The organism is Mycobacterium sp. 852002-51152_SCH6134967 (genome assembly GCF_001667105.1).
Lineage (GTDB): Bacteria > Actinomycetota > Actinomycetes > Mycobacteriales > Mycobacteriaceae > Mycobacterium > Mycobacterium neumannii_A.
Window position 1 is genome coordinate 74,449 of the sequence record NZ_LZIK01000024.1, and the last position, 18,584, is coordinate 93,032.

Here is an 18,584-nt window from a genome sequence, read left to right on the forward strand (position 1 = left end):
AACATCGCCATGCCCGAGGCATTCGGACTGTCGCGAAATTCCAATAACCCCGGGGCATGGGGCATCCAAAGTGGCGACCATGACCGTCAACAAGATGCCCGAGGGCTACACCAGCCTGACCCCCTTCCTCTGCCTCGACGGCGCCGCGGCCGCGATCGACTTCTACACCTCGGTGTTCGGCGCCACGCTGGTCGACCGTATGGACGGCCCGAACGGCACCGTGGCGCACGCCGAACTCTGCTTCGGCAACGGCCGCCTGCAACTCGGCGATCCCGCCGAGGCGTACCAGATCGCCGCGCCGGACCCATCCGGACCTGTCACGTATTCGATCGGGCTGTACTGCGAGGACGTCGACGCGGTCGTGTCGAGGGCCGAACAGGCCGGAGCCGTCGTGCGAGAACCGGCGCAGACGTTCGTCACCGGCGACCGGTTCGCGTCGATCGTCGACCCGTTCGGCACTCGCTGGTCGGTGATGACACGCGTCGAGGACATCTCTGGTGAGGAGCGAGATCGGCGGTTGGCCGCATGGGCGAACGAGAACGTCGCGGGCTGAGCGCTACCGTGGCGGCATGTCCTGTGTGTTCTGCGCCATTGTCGCCGGCGAGGCCCCCGCCATCCGCATTTACGACGACGACGACGTCCTCGCCATCCTCGACATCCGCCCGTTCAGCCGCGGACACACGCTGGTGATCCCGAAGCGGCACACGGTGGACCTGACCGACACGCCGCCGGAGACCGTCGCCACCTTGGCGCGGGTGGGCCAGCGGATCGCGCGTGCCGCACGCCGGTCCGGTTTGCACGCCGACGGCAACAACGTGGTGATCAACGACGGCAAGGCCGCGTTTCAGACGGTGTTCCACATCCATCTGCACGTGCTGCCGCGGCAGCAGGGCGACAAGCTCTCGTTCGCCAAGAACATGCTCCTTCGCCGCGACCCGGACCGTGAGGAGTCGGGACGGCTGCTGCGCGAGGCGCTGGCGGAACTCGACTCGGCTGCGCAAGACTGAGCCCATGAGCATGCCTTGGTACGAGAAGTACATCGGTTACCCGATGCTGTTGCTGCACGACAAGATCTACAAGGGCACCAACGGCCGCATCGGCCACACCATCCCTGGCGCACCGTCGATGCTGATTTTGCACACGGTCGGGGCGAAAACCGGTTTGCAGCGGTCCAATTCGCTCTCCTACGCGCGCGACGGAGACGACTATCTGGTGGTCGCGTCCAAGGGAGGCGAACCGAAAGCGCCCGGGTGGTACCACAACCTCAAGGCGGATCCGAACGTCGAGATCAACGTCGGCCCCAAGCGCATCAAGGTCACGGCGACCCCGGTCACTCAGGATGATCCCGACTTCCCGCGACTGTGGAAGATCGTCAACGACATGCGCGGCAACAAGGACCGCTACATCGGCTATCAAAAACGGACGTCACGTCCGATCCCGGTGGTCAGGCTGACGCCTGATAACCGGCCCGCCGGTTGACGCCTGATAACCGGCCCGCCGGTTGACGCCTGATAACCGGCCCGCCGGTTGACGCCCGCCTAGAACAACTCTTTGGCCAGCAGTTCCAGCGTGTTGTCGCGCGCCGGCGCGGTCGCCGGGTCGGTGCCGCGGCGGGCCGAAGCGACCGGGTTGACCATGACCTCGTCGACACCGAACCGGTCAGCCAGCGCACGCACCTGCTCGGCCGCCTCGGTCGGATCCCCGACGACAGCGCGCCCGAAGGAGGCTTCGGCGATGCGCTGCGCCTGCGGTGTGAGCTCCTGCTGTTGGGCGTCCTCGACGAGATCCAACGGACCCAACGGTTGACCGGTGCGCAGCCGCGCCATCATCTGAAGGTTCGGCAACGCCAAAGCCTCTGCCTCCTCACGTGTTTCGGCGACGACCGCGTTGACGGTGAGGAAGGTGACGGGTTCGGGCGCCAGCTCACTGGGCCGGAACTCCGAGCGGTACACCTCCAGCGCCTCCGCGGTGCCCTTGCCCGAGAAGTGGTGGGCGAACACGTACGGCAGTCCCTTCGCGGCGGCCAGGTGCGCCGAATACATCGACGACCCCAGAAGCCACAGCTTCGGTTCGCTCACCGCAGCGGGTGTCGCCTTGAGGACGTAACGCTGATTCGGAATCGGCACGCGCACGCCCCGCGCGCTCATCAAAGCGACCACGTCGTCGAGATAGTCGGGGAAGGCCTCGATGTCACGATCGTCGCGACCGGCGGCACCGCGCAGTGCCATCGACGTCACCGGGTCCGAGCCCGGCGCGCGGCCGATGCCGAGGTCGATGCGTCCCGGGTGGGCCGCCTCCAAGAGTGCGAACTGCTCGGCGACGGCGAGCGGCGCGTGATTCGGCAGCATCACCCCGCCGGATCCGACCCGGATGTGTTCGGTGTGCGCAGCGAGGTGCGCAATGAGCACCGGTGGGCTGGTGGCCGCCACCGAGGGCATGTTGTGGTGCTCGGCGACCCAGAAGCGGGTGTAGCCGAGGCGGTCGGCGGTCTGCGCGAGCCGCGTCGACGCTGCCAGTGCATCGGAGGTCGACTGGTCGGTGCGCACCGGTACGAGATCAAGGACTGAGAGACGCATAGCAATCACAACGCATTTGAGCGCATGGACGTTCCCCGTACCGCGTCCACCAGCGCTTCCGGGTCGGGCTGCTGTTGCAGGAGGCGCTGGATCGGCCGCAGCGCGCGTTCGACGCTCATCACGCGCATCGCGAGCTCACGGGCGACGGCGAGCGACCGGCTGCGGCGGAACATCACCTTGGCGAGTTGGCGCGAGTTGTCCTGGGCCGCCTCGATGCGGGGACGTTGTCCGAGTTCGTAGGCGCGCAGCAGCTCACCGAGTGCGATGCCGGGCGCATGGCGGAGCACGCGGCTGAGCACCCACGCCGACTCCATCGCCATGCCCGCACCCACGCCGGCGGTCGGCAGGAACCCGGCCGCCGCGTCACCGAGCAGAACGGTGTGCTCGGTGGTCCAGCGCGGGGCGCGGCAGTCGGTCAACGACCAGTAGTAGGGATCGGGGTCGGTGGCGACGGCGGCCATCGCGCGGTCCAGTCTGGGGTTGACGGTCTTGAGGCCACGGCGCATCGCCGTGACGAAGGGCGCGTGACCTGCCGCGGTGTCCCCCCGCGGCCCGCCGAGGAACACCCCCAGCGCATCGGCCACCGGATACATCGCGACCATGCCGCCCGCTCCCCACAACTCCTCACCGAGATCGGAGTCGCCTTCGTCGGGCGCCCACACCACCCAGCCGCCCCAGCCGGTGTCCTCCCACTGCACCGATTGCCCGTCGAGCACGAAATCGCGTGACTTCGAGTGCATTCCGTCGGCGATTACGACGAGATCGAAATGCATGCGGTGATCGGCGCCTTGGCTCCTCACGCGGACGTCGACACCCGCCGACGTCTCCGCCAGGTCGGTGACCACCGAGTCGTACGTCACCGGGCAGCCGGCATCGGCCAGTACATCGATCAGCCGACCGCGGGCAATGCCGCGGTAGTCGCCGTACCGCGACATCAGGTCGACGGTCGAGTCAGTCCGCAGCATGCGGCCGGTGTGACCGTGCACGGCGTACCGCTTCAGCGGAACGCTCGCCGCGCGGTACGCGTCGCGCACGGCGAGGTCGTCGAGTGCGGCGTCGACCATCGGCATCAACGCGAGCATGTAACCCTGCGCGGGCGCGCTTTCGGCGCGCTCGATCAGGACCGGGTGCCTGCCGTCCCCGCGAAGCAGTTGCGCAACCGTCACACCGGCGATCCCGGCGCCGACAACCAAAATTCGTAATTCGTCCGCAGTCGCCTGCTGGTATTGCTCTTCTACGCTTGTCGGACTCAACATGTTTTCCACGCTACCATTGAGTGGACCGGGTGGTCCACTCTGTTATCCTGAATCGTGACCTCGGCAAGAATCGCCCGCATGCCCGCAGCGAGGCGACGGCGTTTGGTGGAGACGGCGGCCCTCGAATTCGGTTCCGCGGGTTATGAACACGCGTCGCTTAACCGGATCATCGAGCAGTGCGCGATGAGCAAGAGTTCGTTCTACTACATCTTGTCTTCGAAGGCGGAACTCTACGAATTCGTCGTGGGGGAATTGATCGCTGAAGTTTCAGCCGAAATCGACCTCGTCGAGCCCGAGGAATTCGCGGGAACGGAATTCTGGCCGAAAATCGAACGGTACTTCACGAAGCTGGTCCGGGTCTCGCAGCGCGAGCCCACGTTCCTGCTGCTGGGACGGATGTTCTACCTGCAGGCCCCCGATCCGGCGAAAACCGCCATCGGCGGAGCGCTCGGAGCAGTCCGGGAGTGGGTGCGCCGGGTGCTGCACGTCGGTCGTCGATCCGGTGCCGTCCGCACCGACCTGCCCGAGCCGTTGCAGGCGGAGCTCGTTTTCCGAATTCTGCAGGTCTTCGACGAATGGACCATCGCGCACTACGACGACTTCGCGGATTCGGCCCTGCAGGAGTTGGTCGTCGCCCAGTTCGCGACTATTCGACGGACGCTAGCGCCTTAGCCGTGCGGAACACGTCGTCGAACATCTGCGGCGTCAGCTTGCCGGTGAACGTGTTCTGCTGGCTGGGGTGGTAGCAGCCCACCAACGTGACGCCGCCCATCTGGGCGGTGGTGGCGTGGCCGAACTTCGGCGCGGGCACCGGCACCGGCACACCGCCCGTGCGCAGCATCTGCAGCGCCGCCCGCCATGCGAACCCGCCGAGCGCGACGACCACGCGCACGTGCGCAGCCGTCAGCCGCCATTCGGCATCCAGCCACGGAGCGCAGGTCGCGCGTTCGGCGGGTGTCGGCGCATTGGCCGGCGGTGCACAGCGCACGGCGGCGGCCACGCGGGTCTCGTTGAGCGCCAAGCCATCTGCCGCGTCGACACACAGCGCCTGGTTCGCCAGGCCCACCCGGTGCAGCGCCGCGAACAGAAAATCGCCCGACCGGTCGCCGGTGAAGATCCGGCCGGTGCGGTTGGCCCCGTGGGCCGCGGGCGCGAGACCGACGACGAACACCCGGGGCCGCGATGACCCCCAGCCCGGAGCCGGACGGCCCCAGTACGGCTCGTCGGCGTAGGACCTGCGCTTGACGACGGCGGCCTCCTCACGCCACTCGACCAGACGGGGACAGGCGCGGCACACCGATACCTCGGCGTCGAGCTCTGCGAGCGACTGCGTCGCCGCGGCCATCGACACGACGTGCGCGGCGGTCTGCGCGACGGCGGTCCTAGACGTGGCGGGGTCACCCGGCCAGCCCGAGCCGGGAGGAACCGGCGACGTGAACCGCCCACCGGTCCGCGGGTGAGGCAAGCGCTGCACAGCACCACTGTGCCTGGTAGGGAAATCTGATGCCGAACGGGCCTGTGCGCTGTTAGATTCTGCCGCGATAACTCATGACGGATAGCCGGCGCGGTCCCCTGATACTGATTTTCTTCGCCGCGCTCACGGCCGGTGCCGGCAACGGAATCTCGCTCGTCGCGTTCCCATGGCTGGTGTTGCAACGCAACGGCTCTGCGCTCGACGCCTCGATCGTGGCGATGGCGGGCTCGCTGCCGTTGCTCGTCGCGACGCTGATCGCAGGGGCCGCCGTCGACTATCTGGGCCGGCGGCTGGTCTCGATGATCTCCGATGCCCTTTCCGCGCTGTCGGTGGCCGCCGTGCCCGTGCTGGCGCTGACGTTCGGCGTCGAGGCCGTCAACGTCGCGGTGCTCGCCGCGTTGGCCGCGCTGGGCGCCTTCTTCGACCCGGCGGGGATGACCGCTCGCGAGACGATGCTGCCCGAAGCGGCGATTGGCGCCGGGTGGACGCTGGACCGCGCCAACAGCGTCTACGAGGCGGTGTTCAACCTCGCCTACATCGTCGGACCCGGCATCGGCGGCCTGCTGATCGCCACACTGGGCGGCATCAACACGATGTGGGTCACCGCGTCGGCATTCGTCCTCTCGATCGCCGCGATCGCCGTCCTGCGGTTGGAGGGAGCCGGTACGCCCGACCGCACCTCGCTACCCGAGGGGGTGTGGGCGGGCGTCGTGGAAGGGCTGAGGTTCGTCTGGCACAACAGGGTCCTTCGCACGCTGGCGATCGTCGACCTGGTGGTGACCGGGCTCTACATGCCGATGGAGTCGGTCCTGTTCCCCAAGTACTTCACCGACCGCGACGAACCCGTGCAACTCGGTTGGGTGCTGATGGCGTTGAGCATCGGCGGCCTGGTGGGCGCGCTCGGCTATGCGGTGTCCTCGAAGTACATCAGCCGTCGGGTGACGATGTTGACCGCGGTGCTGACGCTGGGAGTCGCGATGACAGTCATCGCATTCCTGCCGCCGCTACCGCTGATCCTGGTGCTCTCGGCGATCGTCGGGCTGGTCTACGGGCCGATCCAACCGATCTACAACTACGTCATGCAGACGCGGGCACCGCAGCATCTGCGCGGCCGGGTGGTCGGCGTGATGGGATCGCTGGCGTATGCGGCGGGTCCGCTGGGACTGATCATCGCCGGGCCGCTTGCCGACTCGGCCGGCTTGCACACCACGTTCCTCGCACTGGCGCTGCCGATGCTGCTGCTGGGCATCATCGCCGTGTTCCTGCCCGGCCTGCGCGAACTCGACCACCCGCCAACGGTCTAACGGCGTGACGGTCCGCCGTCGAATTCGTCGCGCAGCGCCGTCTTGAGCACCTTGCCCGAAGCGTTGCGGGGCAGTTCCGGGACGTACTCCACCCGGGTGGGGCACTTGAAATGGGCCAACCGCTCCCGCGCGTATGCGATCAGTTCGTCCTCAGTGGCCCGCGCACCGTCCTCGAGGGCGACCACCGCGATCGGTGTTTCGCCCCATTTGGGGTCCGCGACGCCCACCACCGCGACCTCATGGACTGCCGAATGGCGATAGAGCACCTGCTCGACCTCGACCGGGTAGACGTTCTCACCGCCGGTGATGATCATGTCGTTCTTCCGGTCGACCAAGGTGATGAAACCGTCCGCATCCATGCGTCCCAGGTCGCCGGTGTGGAACCACCCGCCACGGATCGCTTCGGCTGTCGCTTCGGGCTTCTTCCAGTAGCCCGCGAAAACGGCGGGTCCGCGGACCACGACTTCACCCACCATGTCGGTGGCGACGTCGCGGTCCTGATCGTCCACGGCACGGGTCTGCACGTGGAAGAGCGATCGGCCGACAGAACCGAACTTCTCCGTGACGTGGCCGGCGTCGAGGAGCGTGACGCCTCCGGTTTCGGTGAGACCGAAGCTCTCCTGGAACGGAACACCACCGGCCCGGAAGTACTCGAGCACCGGCATCGGACACGGTGCGCCCGCGCTGACGGCCAATTCGAGCGCCGACAAATCGTAGGACTCAAAATTGGGCACGGCCATGAGCGCCGCCCACATCGCCGGTACGAGAAACTGGACCGTGGCGCGTTCACGTACCATCGCGGCGAGCACTTCCGGGGGGCTGAAAGCGGGCAGTAACACGTTGGTGCCGCCGACGTAGATCAGCGGCAGAGTGTGCACGCTGAGCCCACCGATGTGAAACAACGGCGCCGCCGTGACGGTCCGGTCCCCTTCGCGTAGCCCTCTCCCGGCGCAAACGCCGTTGATCGTGTTCCAGAACAGGTTGTCGTGGGTGAGCATCGCTCCCTTGGGCCGACCCGTCGTGCCCGAAGTGTATGGTAGGCAACACAAGTCGCTACCGGCGATGTCGGCGTCCGCAGGGCGATCCTCACCACTGGCGAGGAGTTGCTCGAAGTCCGTTTCCCCATCCTCGACTTCACCGCCGACCACCACCCGCGTCCGCACTCGAACGGCCTCGCTGGCGCACGCCGCCCGTGCGACCGCCGATAGCCCGTTTGACCACACGAAGGCGACCGCACCGGAATCACAGAGCAGGTAGGCGACTTCGGGTGCGGCAAGCCGGAAATTGATGGGTACGAACACCGCGCCGAGCTTGCCGGTGGCGAACAGCGTCTCGAGAAAGGCAGAGCAGTTGGTCATCAGCCCGGCCACGCGGTCACCCTGCCGCACGCCACACGCGTGCAACGCCTGCGCCAGCCGATTGGTGCGCCGGTCGAATTCGGTGTAGGTGACCCTGCGGTCCCCGTCGATCAGGGCGACCCGGTCACCGCAGAGGAAGGCACGGCGGGTCGCCCAGTCGCCGAATCCGGCATCGCGGTAGTGGATCTCGTCCATGGAGCGACCTTTCCCGAAGAGCCTCCGTTAGCGAGCAGGGCCCTGCCTGGCGACTGCGGCGAGTTCCTCACGAGAACTCGCCCCCACCCGTTGGCACGCGCGATAGATGTGGCCCTCGACGCTGCGCACCGACATCACCAGCCGTTCGGCGATTTCACGGTTCGACAAACCGGCCACCACGAACTCGACGATCTCGCGCTGACGGCCGGTCAGCGGCTGACTGGCCGGAACCCTCAGGGCCGGTGTGCACAGTCCCCCGCAGGCGTCGCTGAGTTCTTTGGCCACGGCGGCGGCATACAGGCCGCGCTTGCGGTGCTGGCCGCGGGTGAACGCGACCGCCGCTTGCGCGGCGGCGTCGGCTGCGGCCGCCCGGTCACCGATGGTGCGGTAGGCGTCGGCGGCCGCGAGCAATCCTTCGCCGTCGTCGGCGGCCAGCGCTTCTGTATGGCGCGCAACGGCATCGGCCAACGGCAACCCGAGTGCGTCGGCGAGTTCACGTGCGGGCTTGGCGCACGATGTGTCACCCCACTGCGCCGCCGCCTGATGACACGCCAGCTCGTGAGTGGGCTGGCGACGCGTGCGGGCTTGGGACGCCGCCGCTCGCACGGTGGCGATGGCGTCGGTGACGCATCCATTGGCCACCAAGGACCATCCGGTGGCGATGCTCAGCGCCGTCTGCATGAACACGTAGTCGGGTGGCACGCTCTCACACGCCTCGGCGATTGCGTGCTCGGCCGCCTTCCCCTCACCCAGTTTCGCGTGCGCCTCGGCCAGGGCGAAACAGGTGGCCGGCCGCAAACCGCTTGTCACACCATGCCTTTGCACACCAGCCAACGCCTCGTGCAACAGCGTCACCGCTGCGCGGACGTTGCCCCGCATGAGTTCGGCGTTACCCAGCAGCGACGCAAGATTGGCGTAGGCCAGGCTCGGCATCTCTTTGGCGGAGTCCGCGATTCGCCGTGCCATGGCCTCACATTCGTCGACATGTCCGGTCAACCGGCAGGCCCGGGCATACACGCTGGCGAACCAGAACCGCATGTGCGACGCCTGAAACGACGTCATCGCCCGCTGCAGCGCCGACTCCGCGACCGCGGTAAGTTCGTCGGCCCGGCCGAGCGCACCCAGCGTCATCGTCAGCGCCACCGCCGCCAACATCGCGTCGAAGTCGGTCAGCAGTCCCGACTCCAGTGCGGCCGTGGCCTTTTGGGCCGCGGCGTCACATCGCGCCGATGCGGCGTCGACGCACGCTTCGGCGGCCATGCGCGCGAACTGCTCGGCCGTCGACTCGGGACCAGATGCCAGCTGGGTCAGCACCGCACCCGCATCGTCGATCCGGCCGAGCATCCAGATCAGATTGGCCGCCCTCACAATCGACCAGCGGTGTGCGCTTGCGGTGCTGTCGCCGATCATCGGGCGCAGCACCTCCTCGACCTGCGCGCCGCGGCCGAGCAGGAAGAGGTTCAACGCGCGCAGCCCCGGCGCCTCGGCGGCACCGGCGTCGGCCGCGGCGGTTGCGAACCGGTCGGCCAGTTCGAGGTCGAGCAGCGTCATTGCGCCCCGAGCCGCCGTCAGGAAGAGCTCGGGGTCCGGTGGCAGGTCCGATTCGAGCGCGAGCAGTGCCCGTCGCACCGTCGCCTGACCGTCGGACTCACCGTCCTGGGCAAGCCGGTTGGCCAACCTGCCGCGGATCCTCGACAGGTAGAGCTCGCCGGCGGTGGCCCGACGCAATTCGCCGAACAGCGGATGGGCCAGGCGCGCCGCCAAATGCGCCCCCCTTCGCTCGACGGTCACCAGCCGCAACCGCTCGGCAGTCTCCAGCGCGTCCCGGTCCACCACGTCGCACAGGGCGTCGACCTCCAGCGGTTCGCACTGCGACAGCGTGTCGACGACGACGGCGACAGCCGGGGTCAGTTCACGCAGTTGGCGCCCGACCATGTCACTGATGCTCTGCGACACCGCCACGCCGCCGTCCCAGATCCATACCCCAGCCGTCTGCCGTAGCCGGCCTGCGTCGATCTGATCGGTGACCAACTGGCGCAGGAAGAGGGCGTTGCCACCGGTCAGCTTCCAGAACCGGTGAGCACTACGGGCGTCGACCGCACCACCGAGGATCTGCTCGATCACGGCGCGGGCCGCGTCGACGGACAGCGGTGCGAGGTCGAGGCGGACGAGCAGTCCGTCCTTCCACAGCGCGGTGATCGCATCGGGTTCGTCGGCGCCCGCGCGAAGGGTAACGACCAGACGGGCCGCCCGGGACTGCGCAAGCTGATGCACCACGTGCGCGGACAGCCCGTCGAGCAGATGCGCGTCGTCGACCCCGATCAGGGTGCGGCCGTGACGATGTTGGCCGACAAGGGAATTGACCAGTCGGCGTATGTTGGGCACCGGCTCGGCGACGGCCTCGTCGATGACGGCGGTGAACGCGCCCAGCGGTAGCGCTTTCGCGGATTCGGTGCCGACGATCCAGTTCGTGCGGTCGCCCGCGCGGTCGGCGAGCCGAAGCACCTCACGTGCGAGCCGGGTCTTGCCCACCCCTGCGGCGCCGACGATCACGACGCCGGATGCGTTGGTGCCCCCGCTGAGTGCGCGGCGAATGATTGCCAGTTCGCCGTCACGTCCCGCCAGCGGATCCCCGCTGATCACGGCGGAACTATATCCCGCAGTTCTCCCACCTGCGCGGGTTTTGGAGCCGCCGTCACGCGGCTCCGGACCTGTCAAAGCCGCCGACTCGTACCATGGCGCTGTGGAGTCACCCCTGGCCGATCTGGTCGACGCGCTGCCCGAGGGAGCCGTCGTCACCGATCCGGACATCCTGGGGTCATACCGGCAGGACCGGGCGTTCGACCCGAACGCGGGCACACCGCTGGCGGTGGTGCGGCCGCGCAGCACCGAAGAGGTACAAGCCGTGCTGCGCTGGGCCACCGCAAACAAGATCGCTGTGGTGCCGCGCGGTATGGGCACCGGCCTGTCCGGCGGCGCATCGGCCCTCGACGGCGCCATCGTGCTGACGACCGAGAAGATGCGCGACATCACCGTCGACCCGGTGACGCGCACCGCCGTCGTCCAACCCGGTCTGCTCAATGCGGAGGTCAAGAAGGCGGTCGCGGAGTTCGGGCTGTGGTATCCGCCGGACCCGTCGTCGTTCGAGATCTGCAGCATCGGCGGCAACGTGGCCACCAATGCCGGTGGCCTGTGCTGCGTGAAGTACGGCGTCACAACGGATTACGTGCTCGGCCTGCAGGTGGTGCTCGCCGACGGCACCGCGGTGCGGCTCGGCGGTCCGCGGCTCAAAGACGTCGCCGGGCTGCCGCTGACCAAGTTGTTCGTCGGCAGCGAGGGCACGCTCGGCGTGGTCACCGAGGTGACGCTGAAGCTGCTGCCCGCACAATCGGCGGCGTGCACCGTGGTCGCGGCCTTCGGCTCGGTGGAGGCGGCTGCTGCGGCCGTCGTCGCGATCACGGCCAGGATCCGGCCTTCGATGCTGGAGTTCATGGACTCGGCGGCCATCAACGCCGTCGAGGACAAGCTGAAGATGGGCCTCGACCGCAGCGCTGCCGCGATGCTGGTGGCCGCCTCTGACGACCGTGGTCCGTCCGGCGCCGAAGACGCCCGGTTCATGGCCGACGTCTTCACCGAACACGGCGCCAAGGAAGTGTTCTCGACGTCGGACCCCGAGGAGGGCGAGGCCTTCGTCGCCGCGCGGCGGTTCTGCATTCCGGCCGTGGAGTTGAAGGGCTCGCTGCTGCTCGAGGACGTCGGAGTTCCGTTGCCCGCGTTGGCCGATCTGGTCAGCGGCGTGGCCAAGATCGCGGCCAACCACGAACTGCTGATCTCGGTGATCGCGCATGCCGGCGACGGCAACACGCATCCGCTGATCGTCTACGACCCCGCCGATCCCGCGATGACCGACCGCGCCCACCAGGCGTTCGGCGAGATCATGGATCTGGCCGTGAGCCTGGGCGGCACGATCACCGGCGAACACGGGGTCGGCAGGCTGAAGCGGCCGTGGCTGGCCGGTCAGATCGGTCCGGAGGCGATGGAGCTCAACCGGCGGATCAAGGCCGCGCTCGATCCGGACAACATCCTCAACCCGGGTGCCGCGATCTGACTGCGCCGAGACCGACGTATTGGTTGAAATCACCCGCCGGCTTCGACCAATTCGTCGGTTTCGAGGTTGATGCTATTGACATGGGCCCCGGTTCTGTCGTACCAATGAGACATGACGGCTACTCTGTCTCATGACACGCCGGTTCGATTCCAGCTCGCCAACGCCGACACGTGGGCCGATCCGTGGCCGATGTATCAGTCGCTGCGCGACCACGATCCCGTACACCACGTCGTGCCGAGCGACCGGCCGGATCACGACTACTACGTCATGTCGCGCCATGCCGACATCTGGGCCGGCGCGCGTGATCACGAGACGTTCTCTTCGGCGCAGGGGCTCACGGTCAACTACGGGGAACTCGAACTGATCGGCTTGGCCGACAACCCGCCGATGGTCATGCAGGACCCGCCCGTGCACACCGAGTTCCGCAAGCTGGTGTCGCGGGGATTCACCCCTCGGCAGGTCGAGGCGGTCGAGCCGAAGGTCCGCGATTACGTCGTCGAGCGCATCGAGCGCATCCGGAGCAACGGCGGCGGCGACATCGTCGCCGAACTGTTCAAACCGCTGCCGTCCATGGTGGTCGCCCACTACCTCGGCGTACCGGAGGCCGATCGCGACAAGTTCGACGGCTGGACCGAGGCGATCGTCGCCGCCAACACCGCCGACGGCGGAATCGGCGGTGCGCTCGAGACGCTCGGCGACAAGCTGGGCGAGATGATGGCCTACTTCACCGATCTCGTCGAACGTCGACGGGTCCAGCCGGAGGACGACACCGTGTCGCATCTGGTGGCCGCAGGTGTGGGCGCCGACGGCGACATCGCGGGTGTGCTGTCGATCCTCGCGTTCACCTTCACCATGGTCACCGGCGGGAACGACACCACCACCGGCATGCTCGGCGGCTCGGTCCAGTTGCTCCATCAGCGCCCCGAACAGCGTCACCTTCTCGTCGAAAACCCGGACCTGATACCGGATTCGGTCGACGAGTTTCTGCGCATGACCTCGCCGGTGCAGGGGCTGGCCCGCACCGTCACACGCGATGTGACGGTGGCCGACACCACCATCCCGGAGGGCAGACGGGTGCTGTTCCTCTACGCATCGGCCAACCGCGACGAACGCCAATTCGGCGATGACGCATCCGAACTCGACGTGACGCGCAGACCCCGCAACATTTTGACCTTCAGCCACGGCGCGCACCACTGCCTCGGCGCGGCGGCCGCGCGCATGCAGTCGCGCGTCGCTCTGACCGAACTGCTGACCCGTATCCCCGACTTCGAAGTCGACGAGAGCGCAATCGTCTGGGCCGGTGGCAGTTATGTGCGACGACCGCTGTCCGTTCCGTTCGAGGTGGTCGCCTGATGGCCGGTGACTGGTTGGCCGCGCGGCGCACCGAGGTGGCCGCGGACCGCATTCTCGACGCGGCGGGTGAGCTGTTCACCCAGAAAGAGGCCGCCACCGTCGGCATGAATGAGATCGCTTCGGCGGCAGGATGTTCTCGCGCCACGCTGTACCGCTACTTCGAGAACCGCGAAGCACTCTACACCGCCTACGTGCACCGCGAGAGCTACCGGCTGTACCGGGAGATGACCGAACAGATCAACGCGCTGACCGATCCGCGTGAGCGGTTGATCGAAGGGATGCTGGCCTCGCTGCGCAACGTGCGCGAAAGCCCAGCCCTGGCATCGTGGTTCGCCACGACCCAGCGACCGATCGGTGCGGAGATGGCCGAGGAGTCCGAGGTGATCAAGGCGCTGACCGAGGCGTTCGTCATCTCGCTCGGTCCCGACGCGCCGGAGTTGGTCGCACACCGCGCGCGGTGGCTGGTGCGGGTGATGACCTCGCTGATGCTGTTCCCCGGCCACGACGAGGACGACGAGCGGTCGATGCTCGAGGAGTTCGTCGTTCCGATCGTGCTGCCCAGCCAACGGGAGCCGACACTCTAGCGCCGGATTGTCAGGCCACCCAGTAAGCCTGGGCCTTGATCGCCTTCTTCGAGATCTTGTACTGCTCGCGGAAGACCTTGGCCACCGCGCGGGTCGTGCGGTTGTCGCATGCCACCCATCCGAAGTGGTCGGGGGCGTCGAACGCGGCTGCGGCCACCGCTTCCACCAGCGCTTCGCCGGCGTTCTTGCGGTCCACCCACATCACGTCGGTGGTGCGGGCGACCGGTAGCTGCCGGTCGTCGTCGTGTGCGGCCTCCAGAAACACCCGCGCCGGGGTGTCGCCGATCGCGGTCAGCAACGAGTTGATGGCGGGCAGCGACGCGGTGTCGCCGACGATCACGTAACCGGCAGGCGGCGGTTCGGGCAGCGTGAAATTGCTGCCGAGCACCGTGACCTCGATCGTGTCGCCGGGTTGCGCGTTTTCCGCCCAGTGCGAGGCGACGCCGTCATGCAGCGCGAACTCGATGTCGACGGTGTTGGCTGCTGGGTTCGGGTCGACCAGCGTGTAGCCGCGCTGGTGCAGTTTCTCGCCATCGGCGAACCACATGCGGATCCACATCGTCGGGTGCAGCGGCGAGCCTTCGAGCATGCCGCCTGCGTCGAAGCTCAGCCGCAGGTAGTGCGGGCTGATCTCCCGCTTACCGGTCACGGTCAGCCGATAGTCGCCCGCGCGCAGCAGCTTGAGCACCGCGCCCTGGAAACCTCGCGTTGGCTTCTTGTCCGACATCACTAGCCTTCCGTGTCGCTGTCCCGGTTAGGCTACCCTAATCTCCGATGTGCGGAAGCGGCAGATAGCCCGCTTCGAGCCTTAGCGGGCCGTCAGGACCGCACGCGGGTGAACCGGTGCAGGAGCCACGCCAGCGGGACTGTCATCACGAAGGTGACGAGGAACAGTATGACGATCGAACCGGTGTAGATCGGATAGTGCAGCACCTCCACCATCGCCAGCTCCATCAAGATCAGGTGGATCAGGAAGATCTCGTAGGAGATCTCCCCGAGGAACACCATCGGCCGACTGGACAGTAGCCGGGCGTAGACGCCGCGATCACCGAGCGCCAGCGGCGCCACCGCCAGCGTGGCGATCACCGTGTAGAAGAACACCTTCACCAAGGCCTCGCGCAGCTCGGTGGGCGACGTGGTCGGCTCCCCGGCGATGGGCGTGGACGCAATGAAATAACACGCCACCGCCAGCGGTATGCAAGCCAGGCCGTAAGCCCGCACCCCCAGCGGTTGCAACGCCGAAAGCAACATCCCGCCGATGAACCAGACGAGGTACGACGGCAGCCACAGCCGCGCGCCGTCGGGCAGAAAATCGGTGGTGTGCACCAGGATCAGCCATGCCGGCGTGATCAGTGCCAGGGCGACCAGTCCGCCGATCAGCACGCCCGGACGCCACCGTCGTCGGCACAGGACCACCAGCAACAACCACGCCAGCAGGGGCAGCACTGCATAGAATGCAACCTCTACCGCCAGGCTCCACATCTGCGTAAGCCCTTGATGCAGAAACGAATACAGGTAGCTATCGGTGTAGATCTGGGTCAGCGTGAGGTTGCGCAGCAACCCCTCCCATGTGTGTCCGGGGTTCGGGCCCGCCGTGCGGAAGTGGTAGACGAGGTATGCCGCAAGGACCGTGACGACGTACGCGGGCATGATGCGAAGCACCCGGCGCCAGGCGTAGCGGCGCACCGAAGGTCCGGGCCTACCCTCCGCGGAAGCCTTCACCCATGGCGAGAACAACAGAAACCCGCTGAGCACGAAGAAGATCGGCACCCCGATCTCGGCGCGCGAGTACACCAAACCGACATAGCCCTGCGGGTACTTGCCGGTCGTGTACGCGGCGTGGGTGAGCATCACCAACAATGCGGCGACGGCGCGGATACCGGTGAGCGAGGAGACACGTTCGACCCTGCTGACGGATTCGAGTCCGCCCTGCGCGTCCAAGCCGCGCGACAGCGTCATCTCTGCTTGTGCCGGCCCTTGTCCGGCCGTCGGTCGGGCTGCAGGTTGATCTTCACCCCCGAGATACGGGTGTTCTCAAGGGCTTTGAGAGTCTTCCTCGGCAGATCGGCGGGCAGCTCCACCAACGAGAAATCCGGGCGGATGGTGATGTGGCCGAAGTCGCTGCGGTGCAGACCGCCTTCGTTGGCGATGGCACCGACGATGTGGCCGGGTCCGACCTTGTGCCGTTTGCCCACCGAGATGCGGTAGGTGGCCAGGCCTTCCCGCGGTTTGCGGTCGGGCTTGTCGCGGCGGGGACGCTCTTCGCGTTCGCGTCGTTTCTCCGGCGGCGGTTCGACCATGAAGAACTCGTCACCGCCGTGCGCCTGCGTGGCCAACGCCGCCGCGATGTCGGCGATCGGCACGTCGTGCTCGCGTTCGTAGTCCTCGATGATGCTGCGGAAGACGTCGACGCCCGGAGCGCTGAGCGCTTCGGTGATCGAGTCGCGGAACTTCGCCACCCGCTGGGCGTTGACGTCCTCGACCGTGGGCAGTTCCGCCTCGACCAGCTTGGACCGGGTGGCCTTCTCGATGGCCTTGAGCAGATGGCGCTCGCGCGGCGTGACGAACAGCAACGCCGACCCGGACCGGCCCGCCCGCCCCGTGCGACCGATGCGGTGCACATAGGACTCGGTGTCGTTGGGGATGTCGTAGTTCAACACGTGCGAGATGCGTTCGACGTCCAGTCCGCGTGCGGCGACATCCGTCGCGATCAGGATGTCGATCCGGCCGTCCTTCAATGCGGCGATGGTGCGCTCGCGCTGCGCCTGCGGGATGTCTCCGTTGATCGCCGCCGCGGCGAAGCCTCTGGCCTTGAGCCGTTCGGCGACCTCTTCGGTGGCTTGTTTGGTGCGGACGAACACGATCATCGCGTCGCCCTCCTCCACCTCGAGCACGCGCGTCAGCGCATCCATCTTGCGGTGGCCCGAGACCTGGATGTAGCGCTGCGAAATGTTCTCTGCGGTGGCGGTTTTCGCCTTGACCGTGACCTCGACCGGGTCGTGCAGGTACTTCTTGGTGATCTTGCGGATCGCCGACGGCATGGTCGCCGAGAACAACGCGACCTGCTTGAACTCGGGAGTGTCGGACAGGATGCGCTCGACGTCCTCGGCGAAGCCCATCTGCAGCATCTCGTCGGCCTCGTCGAGCACGAGATAGTCGAGCCGCGACAGGTCCAGGCGGCCCTTCTCGAGGTGGTCGATCACCCGGCCCGGCGTGCCGACGACGACCTGCGCGCCTCGTTTGAGCCCCGCCAGCTGCGGACCGTACGACGACCCGCCGTAGATCGGCAGCACGTTGACCTCCGGCAGGTGCGCGCCGTAGCGGCCGAACGCCTCGGCCACCTGCAGCGCCAGCTCGCGCGTCGGCGCCAGGACCAGCGCCTGGGTCGCCCGGCTGTCGGTGTCGATCTTCGACAGGATCGGAATCGCGAACGCGGCGGTCTTGCCGGTGCCGGTCTGGGCCAGACCCACCACGTCGGAACCGGCCATCATGGCCGGAATGGTGGCCGCCTGGATCGCTGACGGCGTCTCGTAGCCGACGTCGACGACGGCCCGCAGCACCGAAGGGTGAATCTGCAGGTCGTCGAAGGTCAGGTCGCCGGTCGAGCCGTCGTGGCTCGCATCCGACTCGGCGGAGGTCATCGGCGTCGAGTCTAGTGCCCGCGAGCAGCCCGATTCGCCACGCGGTGTGTCGGCGCGACCTGGTCGACGCGATTTGCAAGGGTGGCTCAAGTGATGTGCACGGTTCGGCTCAACGGCCTCATGCGATCGGCGGCGGCGCTTGCGGCGGTGGTGGTGGTCGCCGTCGGCTGCGGAGCCAGCGACTCGACGGTCTCGAAGACGCCCGACGCGATGCCCCCCGCCGCACCTCCCCCTGCCGGGCCGCCGCCGTCGGCCCCGAACGCGGCGGTGCCCAGCGCACCCGCGGCAGCCGACCCGTGCGCGGTCAACCTCGCCGCGCCGGAGATCACCAGGGCGGTGGCCGAGTTGCCCCGCGATCCACGCAGCGACCAGGGCTGGAACCCGGAGCCGATCGCAGGTAACTACAACGAGTGCGCGCAGCTGTCGGTCGTCATCGTCAAGGCCAACACCAACACCACCAACCCGAACACTCGGGCGGTGATGTTCCACCTCGGCAAGTTCATCCCGAGCGGCGCGCCCGACACCTACGGGTTCAACGGCGTCGACACCTCGGAGAGCACCGGCGACACGGTCGCGCTGCGCTACTCCAACGGCGTCCCCGGCCTCGACAGCGTGGTCAGGTTCCGCTGGAACGGAAACGGCGTCGAGCTGATCGGGAACACCGGCGGCTGAGTGCCGCCCACCGGCCGCCTCCGCCGCCCCCGCGAACGTGGGTTACCCGCACACCTATTGCGG

The 18,584-nt window shown here is 67.5% G+C and carries 17 protein-coding genes; 9 read left to right on the forward strand and 8 right to left on the reverse strand.

All coding sequences use genetic code 11. The annotated features are described in order from the left end of the window. Nucleotides 1-79: 79 nt before the first annotated feature. Genes A5790_RS08070 through A5790_RS08080 form a run of 3 tightly spaced genes read left to right on the forward strand, consistent with a single transcriptional unit; the run spans nucleotide 80 to nucleotide 1,479 of the window. Nucleotides 80-553, forward strand: a complete 474-nt coding sequence (locus tag A5790_RS08070; RefSeq protein WP_066842546.1) for a VOC family protein — start codon at nucleotides 80-82, stop codon at nucleotides 551-553. Between the two features lie 16 nt (nucleotides 554-569). After that, nucleotides 570-1,007, forward strand: coding sequence for an HIT family protein (locus A5790_RS08075; protein ID WP_066842548.1), 438 nt, complete (start codon nucleotides 570-572; stop codon nucleotides 1,005-1,007). A gap of 10 nt (nucleotides 1,008-1,017) precedes the next feature. After that, complete coding sequence (locus tag A5790_RS08080; RefSeq protein ID WP_082961631.1) at nucleotides 1,018-1,479, forward strand: nitroreductase family deazaflavin-dependent oxidoreductase; 462 nt, start codon at nucleotides 1,018-1,020, stop codon at nucleotides 1,477-1,479. 59 nt (nucleotides 1,480-1,538) lie between these two features. Here the strand turns inward: A5790_RS08080 and A5790_RS08085 are convergent, their stop codons facing one another. Then, nucleotides 1,539-2,576, reverse strand: coding sequence for an LLM class flavin-dependent oxidoreductase (locus A5790_RS08085; RefSeq protein ID WP_066842552.1), 1,038 nt, complete (start codon nucleotides 2,574-2,576; stop codon nucleotides 1,539-1,541). Between the two features lie 5 nt (nucleotides 2,577-2,581). Then, on the reverse strand, nucleotides 2,582-3,832 hold the full coding sequence (locus A5790_RS08090) for an NAD(P)/FAD-dependent oxidoreductase (RefSeq protein WP_066842582.1): 1,251 nt from the start codon (nucleotides 3,830-3,832) through the stop codon (nucleotides 2,582-2,584). A 78-nt stretch (nucleotides 3,833-3,910) separates the two neighbouring features. On the opposite strand from A5790_RS08090, the gene A5790_RS08095 reads away from it, so the two are divergent. Continuing rightward, nucleotides 3,911-4,504 (forward strand): TetR/AcrR family transcriptional regulator, encoded by a 594-nt coding sequence (locus tag A5790_RS08095; RefSeq protein WP_066842553.1) that lies wholly within the window; start codon nucleotides 3,911-3,913, stop codon nucleotides 4,502-4,504. Here A5790_RS08095 and A5790_RS08100 read toward each other — a convergent pair. Next, nucleotides 4,479-5,297 (reverse strand): uracil-DNA glycosylase, encoded by an 819-nt coding sequence (locus tag A5790_RS08100; RefSeq protein WP_197696739.1) that lies wholly within the window; start codon nucleotides 5,295-5,297, stop codon nucleotides 4,479-4,481. The genes A5790_RS08095 and A5790_RS08100 overlap by 26 nt on opposite strands. 83 nt (nucleotides 5,298-5,380) lie before the next feature. On the opposite strand from A5790_RS08100, the gene A5790_RS08105 reads away from it, so the two are divergent. Further along, entirely contained in the window at nucleotides 5,381-6,610 is a 1,230-nt protein-coding gene (locus tag A5790_RS08105) for an MFS transporter (RefSeq protein WP_066842556.1), read from the forward strand. Here A5790_RS08105 and A5790_RS08110 read toward each other — a convergent pair. Further along, nucleotides 6,607-8,163, reverse strand: a complete 1,557-nt coding sequence (locus tag A5790_RS08110; RefSeq protein WP_066842557.1) for a long-chain fatty acid--CoA ligase — start codon at nucleotides 8,161-8,163, stop codon at nucleotides 6,607-6,609. The genes A5790_RS08105 and A5790_RS08110 overlap by 4 nt on opposite strands. 27 nt (nucleotides 8,164-8,190) lie before the next feature. Then, entirely contained in the window at nucleotides 8,191-10,806 is a 2,616-nt protein-coding gene (locus tag A5790_RS08115; RefSeq protein WP_066842559.1) for a LuxR family transcriptional regulator, read from the reverse strand. A gap of 100 nt (nucleotides 10,807-10,906) precedes the next feature. Here A5790_RS08115 and A5790_RS08120 point away from each other — a divergent pair, with 100 nt between their 5' ends. From A5790_RS08120 to A5790_RS08130, 3 genes are all read left to right on the forward strand, one after another. Next, nucleotides 10,907-12,271 (forward strand): FAD-binding oxidoreductase, encoded by a 1,365-nt coding sequence (locus A5790_RS08120; protein ID WP_066842562.1) that lies wholly within the window; start codon nucleotides 10,907-10,909, stop codon nucleotides 12,269-12,271. Between the two features lie 111 nt (nucleotides 12,272-12,382). Beyond that, nucleotides 12,383-13,624, forward strand: coding sequence for a cytochrome P450 (locus A5790_RS08125; RefSeq protein WP_066842563.1), 1,242 nt, complete (start codon nucleotides 12,383-12,385; stop codon nucleotides 13,622-13,624). After that, nucleotides 13,624-14,208, forward strand: coding sequence for a TetR/AcrR family transcriptional regulator (locus A5790_RS08130; protein ID WP_064396283.1), 585 nt, complete (start codon nucleotides 13,624-13,626; stop codon nucleotides 14,206-14,208). Before A5790_RS08125 ends, A5790_RS08130 begins: the two co-directional genes overlap by 1 nt. A gap of 10 nt (nucleotides 14,209-14,218) precedes the next feature. Here the strand turns inward: A5790_RS08130 and A5790_RS08135 are convergent, their stop codons facing one another. From A5790_RS08135 to A5790_RS08145, 3 genes are all read right to left on the reverse strand, one after another. Next, nucleotides 14,219-14,935, reverse strand: a complete 717-nt coding sequence (locus A5790_RS08135; protein ID WP_064418827.1) for a siderophore-interacting protein — start codon at nucleotides 14,933-14,935, stop codon at nucleotides 14,219-14,221. 92 nt (nucleotides 14,936-15,027) lie between these two features. Further along, a complete protein-coding gene (locus tag A5790_RS08140) occupies nucleotides 15,028-16,167 on the reverse strand; it encodes an acyltransferase (protein WP_064425442.1) in 1,140 nt (379 codons plus the stop codon). Further along, on the reverse strand, nucleotides 16,164-17,849 hold the full coding sequence (locus tag A5790_RS08145; protein WP_066842564.1) for a DEAD/DEAH box helicase: 1,686 nt from the start codon (nucleotides 17,847-17,849) through the stop codon (nucleotides 16,164-16,166). The genes A5790_RS08140 and A5790_RS08145 overlap by 4 nt, the downstream gene beginning before the upstream one ends. A 93-nt stretch (nucleotides 17,850-17,942) precedes the next feature. Here A5790_RS08145 and A5790_RS08150 point away from each other — a divergent pair, with 93 nt between their 5' ends. Further along, nucleotides 17,943-18,521 carry an LppP/LprE family lipoprotein gene (locus tag A5790_RS08150; protein ID WP_082961629.1) on the forward strand — a complete coding sequence of 193 codons (579 nt, stop codon included), beginning with the start codon at nucleotides 17,943-17,945 and terminating at the stop codon, nucleotides 18,519-18,521. Nucleotides 18,522-18,584 lie beyond the last annotated feature (63 nt).

Bases quoted from the DNA above. Each gene is read 5' to 3' on its own strand.
- A5790_RS08070 (WP_066842546.1), top strand. From the start codon at position 80: ATGACCGTCAACAAGATGCCCGAGGGCTACACCAGCCTGACCCCCTTC.
- A5790_RS08075 (WP_066842548.1), top strand. From the start codon at position 570: ATGTCCTGTGTGTTCTGCGCCATTGTCGCCGGCGAGGCCCCCGCCATC.
- A5790_RS08080 (WP_082961631.1), top strand. From the start codon at position 1,018: ATGCCTTGGTACGAGAAGTACATCGGTTACCCGATGCTGTTGCTGCAC.
- A5790_RS08085 (WP_066842552.1), bottom strand. From the start codon at position 2,576: ATGCGTCTCTCAGTCCTTGATCTCGTACCGGTGCGCACCGACCAGTCG.
- A5790_RS08090 (WP_066842582.1), bottom strand. From the start codon at position 3,832: ATGTTGAGTCCGACAAGCGTAGAAGAGCAATACCAGCAGGCGACTGCG.
- A5790_RS08095 (WP_066842553.1), top strand. From the start codon at position 3,911: ATGCCCGCAGCGAGGCGACGGCGTTTGGTGGAGACGGCGGCCCTCGAA.
- A5790_RS08105 (WP_066842556.1), top strand. From the start codon at position 5,381: ATGACGGATAGCCGGCGCGGTCCCCTGATACTGATTTTCTTCGCCGCG.
- A5790_RS08110 (WP_066842557.1), bottom strand. From the start codon at position 8,163: ATGGACGAGATCCACTACCGCGATGCCGGATTCGGCGACTGGGCGACC.
- A5790_RS08125 (WP_066842563.1), top strand. From the start codon at position 12,383: ATGACGGCTACTCTGTCTCATGACACGCCGGTTCGATTCCAGCTCGCC.
- A5790_RS08130 (WP_064396283.1), top strand. From the start codon at position 13,624: ATGGCCGGTGACTGGTTGGCCGCGCGGCGCACCGAGGTGGCCGCGGAC.
- A5790_RS08135 (WP_064418827.1), bottom strand. From the start codon at position 14,935: ATGTCGGACAAGAAGCCAACGCGAGGTTTCCAGGGCGCGGTGCTCAAG.
- A5790_RS08140 (WP_064425442.1), bottom strand. From the start codon at position 16,167: ATGACGCTGTCGCGCGGCTTGGACGCGCAGGGCGGACTCGAATCCGTC.
- A5790_RS08145 (WP_066842564.1), bottom strand. From the start codon at position 17,849: ATGACCTCCGCCGAGTCGGATGCGAGCCACGACGGCTCGACCGGCGAC.
- A5790_RS08150 (WP_082961629.1), top strand. From the start codon at position 17,943: ATGTGCACGGTTCGGCTCAACGGCCTCATGCGATCGGCGGCGGCGCTT.